Origin of the sequence: Candidatus Methanoperedens nitratireducens (assembly GCF_000685155.1) — an archaeon.
Lineage (GTDB): Archaea > Halobacteriota > Methanosarcinia > Methanosarcinales > Methanoperedenaceae > Methanoperedens > Methanoperedens nitratireducens.
The window spans coordinates 62,347-72,644 of record NZ_JMIY01000007.1 but is presented as its reverse complement, the minus strand read 5'-3'; the positions used below and the strand labels follow the sequence as shown (position 1 = coordinate 72,644).

At 41.6% G+C, this 10,298-nt stretch carries 11 protein-coding genes and 1 tRNA gene; 10 read left to right on the top strand and 2 right to left on the bottom strand.

Annotation, left to right across the window (positions count from 1 at the left end; genetic code table 11):
* Positions 1-567 precede the first annotated feature (567 nt).
* Together ANME2D_RS12320 and ANME2D_RS17465 are read right to left on the bottom strand one after the other, a co-directional pair.
* Positions 568-641 (bottom strand) — tRNA-Arg (locus ANME2D_RS12320).
* A complete protein-coding gene (locus ANME2D_RS17465) occupies positions 632-1,987 on the bottom strand; it encodes a TIGR00297 family protein (RefSeq protein ID WP_048093571.1) in 1,356 nt (451 codons plus the stop codon). Before ANME2D_RS17465 ends, ANME2D_RS12320 begins: the two co-directional genes overlap by 10 nt.
* Positions 1,988-2,047: 60 nt before the next feature.
* Between ANME2D_RS17465 and ANME2D_RS12310 the strand changes: the two genes are divergently transcribed.
* The 10 genes from ANME2D_RS12310 (at position 2,048) to ANME2D_RS12265 (ending at position 10,006) form a co-directional block, all read left to right on the top strand.
* Complete coding sequence (locus ANME2D_RS12310) at positions 2,048-2,701, top strand: undecaprenyl diphosphate synthase family protein (protein WP_052368910.1); 654 nt, start codon at positions 2,048-2,050, stop codon at positions 2,699-2,701.
* Positions 2,702-3,104: 403 nt separating this feature from the next.
* A complete protein-coding gene (locus ANME2D_RS12305; protein WP_241763369.1) occupies positions 3,105-3,437 on the top strand; it encodes a hypothetical protein in 333 nt (110 codons plus the stop codon).
* 5 nt (positions 3,438-3,442) lie between these two features.
* On the top strand, positions 3,443-5,587 hold the full coding sequence (locus ANME2D_RS12300) for an AAA family ATPase (RefSeq protein ID WP_052368909.1): 2,145 nt from the start codon (positions 3,443-3,445) through the stop codon (positions 5,585-5,587).
* Positions 5,588-6,157, top strand: coding sequence for a DUF4255 domain-containing protein (locus tag ANME2D_RS12295; protein ID WP_048092248.1), 570 nt, complete (start codon positions 5,588-5,590; stop codon positions 6,155-6,157).
* Entirely contained in the window at positions 6,154-6,717 is a 564-nt protein-coding gene (locus tag ANME2D_RS12290; RefSeq protein ID WP_048092246.1) for a carboxypeptidase-like regulatory domain-containing protein, read from the top strand. Before ANME2D_RS12295 ends, ANME2D_RS12290 begins: the two co-directional genes overlap by 4 nt.
* Before the next feature lie 226 nt (positions 6,718-6,943).
* On the top strand, positions 6,944-8,431 hold the full coding sequence (locus tag ANME2D_RS12285) for a phage tail sheath family protein (RefSeq protein ID WP_048092244.1): 1,488 nt from the start codon (positions 6,944-6,946) through the stop codon (positions 8,429-8,431).
* Between the two features lie 24 nt (positions 8,432-8,455).
* The gene (locus ANME2D_RS12280; protein WP_048092242.1) at positions 8,456-8,899 is read left to right on the top strand and encodes a phage tail protein; all 444 of its coding nucleotides are present in this window, start codon (positions 8,456-8,458) and stop codon (positions 8,897-8,899) included.
* Positions 8,900-8,916: 17 nt separating this feature from the next.
* A complete protein-coding gene (locus tag ANME2D_RS12275) occupies positions 8,917-9,285 on the top strand; it encodes a hypothetical protein (RefSeq protein ID WP_048092240.1) in 369 nt (122 codons plus the stop codon).
* A complete protein-coding gene (locus ANME2D_RS12270) occupies positions 9,282-9,464 on the top strand; it encodes a DUF6760 family protein (RefSeq protein WP_048092238.1) in 183 nt (60 codons plus the stop codon). Before ANME2D_RS12275 ends, ANME2D_RS12270 begins: the two co-directional genes overlap by 4 nt.
* Positions 9,465-9,472: 8 nt before the next feature.
* On the top strand, positions 9,473-10,006 hold the full coding sequence (locus tag ANME2D_RS12265; RefSeq protein ID WP_048092236.1) for a phage tail protein: 534 nt from the start codon (positions 9,473-9,475) through the stop codon (positions 10,004-10,006).
* Positions 10,007-10,298: the final 292 nt, after the last annotated feature.

Below are 10,298 nucleotides of genomic sequence, written 5' to 3'. Positions count from 1 at the left end.
CTGGACGATAAATAAAATCATAAAATAGCATGCTGCAAAGTGGAAAAGTGCGGAAAATAGGCTGAACTATATCGTATCTTAGATTTCGATGTGGTTGAGCTAATATAAACAACGAACTGGCACGAACTCGATACGAACTCGGGCTGATGAGTTCGTTTAAGTTCGTTTTGAGTTCGTTGTTAATCGTCTTTTTCATTGTTATCTATGAACCAGGTTCATAGCCGACTCAGTGGCAAGTTTTTTATGAAGCCACAGAGACTCTGAGGCACATAGAGCTTTTTGATATATTTTTCTGTATTTCCGCGCCTCAGTGGCGATTGTTTTTATATAGGACTACAGATCTTAACTCTTCAAGACAGTATGTAATTTGAGAAGTTGGAATTATTGGATGGGCTCAAATAGTAGGAAAGATTTATCTTCATGCACCTCATCCTGATATCCGGGTGAGGAAATGAACTCTTTATCATTATTACCCGGTTATATTGCGTGGGCGTGTGTATCAGTTACAGGTATAGTGCTTACAGTACTTCTCTTAATTGAGTCCATTGTTGTTATTCATTGAGGATACGGGCTCGCTGGGATTTGAACCCAGGTCCTAGGCTCCGGAGGCCCATGTACTATCCGGACTATACTACGAGCCCGCTGAATAGATCATACCGGATACAATGGCTCCTGAGATCGTAGCCATAAGGTTGACACCATTATTTGTAAGGTAACCCCTCTGCTGGAGTGTGGCTCCAAGTACACTATCGATGTTCGTACCTATAAAACCTCCTGCTATAACGGCAATTATGATGCCTGTATCCTGCTGTATGAGTAAGAATGACAGGAGCGCGATCACTCCTGCCCCGAAAAGAGCTGCCATCTCACCAAGAGTTGAAACAGCGCCGTCAACGCCTGTCCGTGTTTTTTTCAATGTTGTGATCATCCTTGGCTCTCCTCTGTAGGTCTGCCCTATCTCGCTTGCCAGTGTATCGCCTGTAGCAGTGGCGATTGAGCCGAGATAAGCAGATAACAGGATCAGGCCGTGAGATGGGAAGACTTTATACGCCACTGCCAGAGAAAGAGCAGCCAGGGAATTGCTAAAGACGTTCTTATACCCACGAACACCACCTTTTGCTTCTGCTGTACCGTACGCCAGTTTATAGCTGTATTTGTAACGGGTAAACAGGCCACCCAGAAGAAAGAACGCAAGAAGAATAAAAAACCAGAATACATCGCTTGATATAATAATCACGACCCCCAGCAGTGTGGCACTGAGCATAGCAGAGATATCAGCAATACGCACCCTGTAAGCAAGGTATCCGAGTACAAACGCAAAAACAAGTACTTTGATAAGATATAATATACCCACATCATAAGTGTAGCTGAATGCATAGAATAGCCACATTGTCATTGCTGAGCCAAGCGGAATGGTGATGTTGTCCTCAGCCACTGTTATCGATTCAAGAAATGCACCGGTAATAGCACCGATCACGGCAAGAAAAAAGATCATGCTGTAAGATTCATTCAGGGTAAAATCAGATATCCATATCCCGATAAGGAATGCATAGACACTGCCTGAGATTAGAAATACAATGCTTGATTTTGCGGAGCATATCTTGATATCATTCTGATTTTTATTATTTTTTGCTTTGTCATGAATATTTATAATATCGGCTATACCGTCCCCGAACGTTGTAATAGCGAAGGCTGCGCCTATTATGAATAATGGGAAATTATCGAGTTCAAATATCAGGCCTATCAAAAAAAGGGAGGCCATGGTAAAGAAGAGGTGAATCAGGCCAACGAGTTTCCCTGCTTTAATATCGGGTTCACGGGCAAGTATAGTAAAAACAGATGATCGCGGTGAGATCCTTGAGAGAAGGAGCGCTCCACCAAAGAATGCCAGTAAAAAATAAGATATATCGAAAAATGGGAACAGGAACGCAATAGATCCAAGAAGAATATAGATGCTCTGCCTCTTATACTCCTGTATTATGTTCATCTTACTCAGAATCAATGCTAACAGGCAAATACTTTATCCTCTTTACTCCAATAAAAGGTCATGGTACTGATGTTAAGACTATATGAATGGAAACTCCAGAATGCAATAAAAAACCAGGAAGTACCGAAGCATATTGTCCTTGCGCTTGCAGAGAGTGATCTACTGGCTGATGATAATTTTAATAAACTCAAATCTTTTAGCTCATGGTGTAAAGAGATGGGGATAAGTATCGTGACCATATACATCAGTATAATCGAGGTCGATGCTGAGCTCAGTAGAAAGATATGCTTAAAGCTGTCTGAGGAGATACCATCAGTACTCTGTGAAATAACGCGCAATATCAATGTGATTACACGGTGGGACAGGGAGATAAAGAAATATGAGGATAAGGGGATGAGGCTTGATATTTCGCTGGGGTACAGTGGGAAGTATGAACTAACACGAGCGATTAAAGAGATAATGAAAAAAATTGAAGATAATAATCTAAATCCTGAGGACATTAATGAAGACATAATCGAATCCCATTTGTTGTTTAAATTTGAGCCTGATCTTGTAATTCGTGCAGGTGGAAAGAGATTGATAGATTTCCTTATATGGCAGGCGGTTTATTCTGAGCTGTATTTTACTGATGTGAACTGGCTGGATTTCCGAAAGGTGGATTTCTTAAGGGCTCTTCGGGACTTTCAGAAACGGCAGCGCAGGTTCGGGAAGTAATAGAAACGTGATAGGTCTGTAAACGATTAATTTTATTTCTTATTATTCAACCCCTTTATTTCTATTGGAAAATAAATTATGGTGTTGATAATAGTGACTGATTGTAATGATTATAATCATAAAAATATACCCTGCCCTATCTTGTTATAACAACTCATACTGTAAATCAATATTGAATCTTTAGCCCTTTTTCCCATTCTGTCATGAGCATCTACATTGCTTACTCCCATTTCCTCTGGAAATTAGAAACGCTGGATTTCAGGACTCTACACTCAAATTTAAACAACGAAACAAATATATATGCCCGTGTACATGTGAGCCATAATAATAATAGTTCTAACAAGGAGCGAGCAATTGTGCAATGAAACTCCTTCTGATTAGTTGATTTTATTTATTTTTGTATATGGCGGTGTTAAAAACGATAATATGTGAATGTGGAGAGATTATAGAGAACTGCATATTCAGGGACTACATAAGGACGTCTGCAAACCCATCAACACCAACTATAGGGCACAAAAAATGCGGGCACATATTCAATTTTATTGATGATAAGATGCCCAGGAAATATTCTTCAAGGAAAGACCTGAAGATCCTTGCAATGAGGTTTATAGAAAGGAATAATGTGGAACAGGAGACTATCGGAAGGTTCCTGGTCGAAGTTGATCGGCTGAAATCGAGCGGGAATCGATCTGATCGCGATATACTGATTACAGCATTTCAAATGGTTGTTAAATAAAGACTATGAATATCTATGAGAACAACCTTGAGCACCTTCTCGATGAACTTCGCAGGATCGATCTAATAATCAGTCTCAACCTTGAGAAATGGAGGGCAGAGCACAGTGAGAGCATGAATGATTTTCAGGGCTTATACGTCTCTGAGAGTGAAGTGGATGCAATCCTGCAAGCCTCACCTTACCAGTTGAAGGTGGACGTTCGCTCAAATCCTCAGCATGATAAGATCGAAACAATAACCAGGGAAATTAATATAAAAAAAGTTGAAAGTATAAAGGCAGGAAAAGAACTGAGACTTCATCTTCTGTCCTGGCTTTTTCATCTGCAATCCTGTGAGGTCGATATACTTTTAATCTGCCTTGTGCCTGAGCTTGACCTGAGATATGAGAAGCTGTACTCATACCTGCAGGATGATGTGACAAAAAAGCGGCCTACTGTTGATCTTGTGATAAACCTGCTCTCTTCCTCTATGGAGGATAAGCTCAGGATGAGGGAGATTTTTTCACCGACAGCGCCTCTTATCAGGAACCACCTTGTTTATCTTACAGCCGATGACCAGCTCCCTCTTCTGTCCAGATCTATTAAGGTCGATGACAGAATAATAAGCTTTATACTCGGATCCAGCGAGATAGACCAGAGAATACGGAACTTCTCAGCAATAATAGAACCGAAGAGATCCTTTGGAGACATTATTTTATCGAATGATACTGAAAACATGATAGTTGAGCTGATAAAGCCGGGTATGAAAGTCCCGATGCTCTTTTTCCATGGTTCCTATGGAACTGGAAAGAAGATGATGGCTGAGGCTGTTTGCAGGGAATTGAACATGCCCCTGTTTGTGGTAGATTCCGGTGCCTTGAAAGGTAATGACTGCTCTGAGACTGTAAGGCTCGTTCTTCGTGAGGCCTTATTACAGAATTCAGCACTGTACCTTGAGGGGTTTGATGCATTACCGGATTCAGGAGTTAATATGAAATACCTTCTTCAAGAGCTGGACCTGTTTCCAAACTGGGTATTCCTGTCAGGTGAGCGGGCATGGAAACCGACAGGAATTTTAAAAAACCATTGCTTTATCAATATCAGTTATCCCCTGCCATCATTTGCGCTTCGTAAGAAGCTCTGGGAATCGTTCCTGAACGGTAATATATCCGATGATGTGGATACTGGCGCCCTTGCAAGCAAGTTTAAATTAAGCGGCGGCCAGATAAGGGATGCCATCTTCACGGCACACAATATCGCAATGGCAAAGGGCGGCTCCAGGTTATCAATGGATGACCTTTACCAGGGTTGTAAGACACAGTCCAACAGGAACCTTACTGCCTTTGCCAGAAAGATCGAACCAATCTATACCTGGGAGGATTTAATCCTTCCCAAGGACATAAAAAAGCAACTGAAAGAAGTATCAGGACACATTAAATACAGGGGAACCGTATACACAGACTGGGGGTTTGATAAGAGATTCTCAATGGGAAAGGGACTGAATGTCCTTTTCTCCGGACCATCGGGTACAGGAAAAACCATGACTGCTGAGATTATCGCAAGGGAGGCAGGATTGGATCTCTACAAAATCGATCTGTCCGGTGTGGTCAGCAAGTACATCGGTGAAACGGAAAAGAACCTTGGTACTATTTTTAAAGAGGCCGAGACGAGCAACGCTGTCCTGTTCTTTGATGAGGCAGATGCCCTTTTTGGAAAACGCTCTGAAGTTAAAGACGCTCATGACAGGTATGCGAACATAGAGATCGGATATCTGCTTCAGAAGATGGAGGAGTATGAGGGTGTTGTTATACTTGCCACAAATCTAAGTAGAAACATCGATGATGCCTTTTTGAGGAGAATACAGTTCATGGTTGAGTTCCCTTTTCCTGATGAGATACAGAGAAAACTGATGTGGACAGGGATATTCCCGAAGGATGCACCGGTTGCTGAGAATATAGATTACAAGTTTTTATCTGAGAAATTAAAGCTTGCAGGTGGAAATATTAAGAATATTGCTTTAGCAGCAGCATTTTATGCTGCAGAGGAGTCCTGTGAGATCGGAATGCACCATATAATGCATGCTGCAAAGAGAGAATACCAGAAGATCGGTAAACCCTTTCTAAAGACAGATTTTGAACCTTATTACGAACTGATAGAGGCGGATGAGAGATAAATGGCAATCTTAAAAGATGTTGGCGAGACTTTAAAGGCACTTCTTCAGCAGGGGATCTCTGAACTTTCGGCTGATGATTCAATCACCTTTGATTCACCTGCTGATATTGAATCAACTACAACTCCCAAGCTCTCTGTCTTTTTATATCAGATTGTTGAGAGCTCTTACTTAAGAAATACAGGATCAGAGCCTGTAGGAATAGACAGGATGCGGTATCCACCCCTTACGCTTGATCTACATTATATCTTTACCCCTTACGCTAAAAACAGAGAGATAGAACTCATAATATTAGAAAAGCTTATGCAGATATTTTATGATAGCCCTGTACTAAGAGAAGAAATGCTAATGGGTAGCCTGAAAGGGAGCGGAAATGACGAGATAAGGATCGTTCCTGACAACCTCACACTTGATGATGTAAACAAGCTCTGGGAGAGATTTCCCAATAAGGCATTTAAGATCTCACCTTCTTACATCCTTACACCGGTCAGGGTGCCATCTGGAAGGCCGCCTGTCAGGATCTCAAGGGTTATGGAAAAGGATATCGACTTATACAGGATGGGTAAGAAATGATCTTTCTTGAGAGGATAAAGACAAGCCTGTCTCTTGCTGTAATGCTAAAGGATAACCTTCATCCTGAAAAAAAGGTTATAGGAGATGTGTTCTTAAAAGTCCCGGGTATAAGGAAGGCTGTTATTAAGCATACCACGGGCTACTTTCTTCTAACCAACCTCTCCGAAGGGAAGTATAATATCACAATCGGCGGAAAGTTCTACAGACAGGGAAACTTTACTGTTGATACTGGATCGATCAAACCTGAACAACCTTTCATTGATCTATTTTTAAAGCCAAAATCAAACTACCCGTTTCCTGAGGGTATAATCGTACTGGAAGGCAGGATTGTTGATACGGATGACAGGCCGGTTCCTGAAGCCTCAATAGATGTTAAAAGCATGATCCAGAGCGCAATTTCAGATAATGACGGTGATTTTTTAATCCTGTTTGATTCTACATATACGAACACAAAAATATATTTAAATATTAAAAGTAAAAACTATAAATCTAAAACAGTATCAGTTCTTTTAAAAAAAAGTACTATATGCCTGAATCCAATTATTTTAATTAAAAAATAAAATACAATGGAGGTGTTGCAACCAAGATTTGCAGATAACAAGACCGGAGTTTAAAAAGCATAATTTGTGAAGAATATCGTAGCGAAAGGTTAAGTAAGTCCTTCTTGCGAGATATTATATTTATGAATAGACAGATAAAAAGAGATTTTTTAAAAAACGTTAAAATATATAATAAACAATAGATAAGAAAATAAGTAAATTCTAAATTAAATAAAGGAGGTAAAATATGGGTCAGTATCTTTCACCAGGAGTTTATGTTGAGGAAGTATCCGGAGGATCAAAGCCAATCGAAGGAGTTGGCACGTCAACTGGAGCATTTGTAGGAATTGCTAAGATGGGGCCAATCGGCGTGGCAAAGGAGATCGCGAACTGGACACAGTTTGTGAATACATTCGGAAGTTACACTGCTGATGGCTATCTTGCATATGCTGTAAGTCAGTTTTTCAGTGAGGGCGGAACAAGATGTTATGTGGTAAGAACATGCCATTACGAAGATGATAAAAAGACATCTGCATCATCGACCGCAACCCTGAAAGATGATAAAAATGATGACACGATAAACGTTACAGCATCCTCGGACGGAAAATGGAGCGAAGATGTGAGTATTGAAATTAAAAAAGCCACTGACTTAGCAGATGGAGTCAAGCTGATTGTAAAATATAAAGGCACTGAGGAGATATTCGATAACCTTACAAATGCCAATATCGAAGAGATTGTAAATAATAAATCAGCATTCATCAGAATGAGCAGGGAAGACCCGGAGAGAATCCCGAAGGTAGATCAGACTGTAAAATTAGCAGGCGGTAAGGATGGTATCAAAGATGATGATGGTAAATCCACACTTATAGCAGCAGATTTTGAAGGTGATGAAAAACTGCAAAATGGCCTTCACGCATTTGATACAGTTGATGATATTAATATTGTTGCTATTCCTGATGGAGCTGCAAACAAAGATATAAACAAGGATGTCATTTCAGCAGGGCTTAAGTACTGCGGACTTAGAAAAGATTGCTTCTTTATCGCTGACCCTACCGGAGATCTGGATCCAATGGCGGTAAGAACGTTCAGAAGCGGCTTGAATTCCTCATACGGGGCGCTGTACTATCCATGGGTTATTATCAGCGACCCGCTAACAGGCAAGAAGAAAACCATGCCTCCATCAGGTGCGGTTGCCGGAACATATGCCCATACCGATTCAGTAAGAGGTGTACATAAGGCACCTGCCGGCATCTCAGAGGGTTTTCTTGATTCGGTGAGCGGTGTTGAAAGGATCATAACAAAGAGCGAACATGACGGGTTAAATCCAGTAGGAATAAACGTCATCCGTTCATTCCCAACATCAGGAATATGCATCTGGGGAGCAAGAACGCTCTCTGCAGACCCGGAATGGAAGTATATTAATATCAGGAGGCTGTTCCTTTTCCTGGAGGAGTCCATAGACAAAGGAACCCAGTGGGTCGTATTTGAGCCCAACGATCCCGCTCTCTGGGGAAAGGTAAAAAGGAACCTGACGGCATTTCTTTCAAGGGTCTGGAGGGACGGTGCGCTATTTGGAGGCACGCCAGAAGAGGCATTTTATGTCAAGGTCGATGCTGAGAATAACCCACCTGAGGTAAGAGACGCAGGACAGTTGGTCATAGAGGTCGGAGTTGCGCCTGTAAGACCGGCAGAGTTCGTAATAATCAGAATAAGTCAGAAAACACTGGAAAAATAAATTAAATTAAAGGAGGAATATAAAATGGCAACTGGAACAAGGAATGATCCGTACAGGAATTTCAGGTTCAGAGTCGAGATTGATGGTATCCAGACAGCGAGTTTCTCAGAAGCCACTATCCCGGATTCATCCACTGATACTGTTGATTACAGGGAGGGCGCAGACCCAACATACCAGAGAAAACTCTCAGGTCTCACAAAATACGGGAATATAACCCTGAAGAAAGGACTGACGGATTCAATGGAGCTCTATGAGTGGAGAAAACTGGTTGAGCAGTCTGGTGCAATAAAAGCAAGGAAAAATATCTCTCTGATATTGATTGATGAGGAAGGGAACGATAAGTCACGATGGGACATTATTGAGGCATGGCCAACAAAATATGATCCATCGGATTTTAGTGCAAAATCAAACGAGGTGGTTATAGAATCACTTGAGTTAGTGCATGAAGGAATTAAGAGGACGAAGTGATACTGAGAGGATACTAAATGGGAGTTCTACAGACAGAGCATGATTTTGTCCTGCCTATGGGCTATGTGGACGAGACAGGCACTCTCCATAAAGAGGGCAAAATGAGACTGGCCACTGCAGCCGATGAGATACTGCCCATGAAAGACCCCAGGGTTCAGAGTAATCCTGCGTATTTAACGGTCATACTTCTCTCCAGGGTTGTTACCCGCCTGGGAGATCTGAAGATGATAACTCCTAAGGTTATCGAAGGACTCTTTTCGGGAGACTTCGCATATCTTCAGGAGATGTACACCAGGATTAATCAGAACGGTTCAAATGTAATCAGGGCAGTATGTCCGAAGTGCGAGCATAAGTTCGATGTAGAGATGGAATCTCTGGGGGAATGATCGGCTACCCCCTCGATCATCTCTACGAGGAGGTAGCCTTTCTAGCCTATCACTTCCACTGGGACTATGATACCATTATGAATATGGAGCATAGAGAGCGGCAGCAATGGTGTGATGAGGTGAGTAAAATAAATAAAAAACTTAGTTCTGAGGAAACAAAAAGTATTTCTGAAATATAGGAGGAATCATGCCGGCTTTTGGTGCAAATATAGCAATAGGTGTAGCAAAAAGGGCTCTTGGTGTAAGATTAGACCCATACAGTGCCTATAATTTTCTGGTTGAAATAGACGGAATTATAGCAGGCGGTTTTACCGAGGTATCAGGTCTGAGCATCCAGATCAATACAGAATCAAAGATGTTCGGTGGAGAAAATGATAGGGAGTATAAGTTTGTAACAGGAGTTAAATACTCGGATATCACTTTGAAACACGGATTGACTGATCTTGATCTTCTCTGGAACTGGTATGAGGAGGTAATAAATGGGAACATTAACCGGAAAAACGGTACCATCTATCTTCTGGACCATTCTGGATTACCAGCAATGTGGTGGGACTTCTATGAAGCGTATCCGATCAAATGGGACGGTCCAACATTTAACGCCTCAAGTAATACAGTTGCCACTGAGACACTTGTACTGAGTCATACCAAGCTGACAAAACCAAAGGCAAGCCAGGTTATCTCTGCAATAAGGGGTGCGGCATCGGCTGGAGGGATTTTATAGCAAGATCATCCCCTGCCCTGCCTGATGAGCCTGGTTTTTATGGTAGGATTACAGGCAAATACCGCATCTTCAGGAGGGCAAGTAAGCTTCCTGCACTGATATTTCTTAGATTCAGTGCAGGAAGCGCTAATACAAAAATAAATATCCGTTACATAGAATCGATCAGTAATTATTTCAAGAATAGTATTTACTTAAGGCTGCTGAGAAAGCTGGAGAAAACACCCGGTCATTACTGCCAGGTCAAAAAACCCTGCAATCTTGCAGGTTATAGTAAGGCACAACACGGGATAAC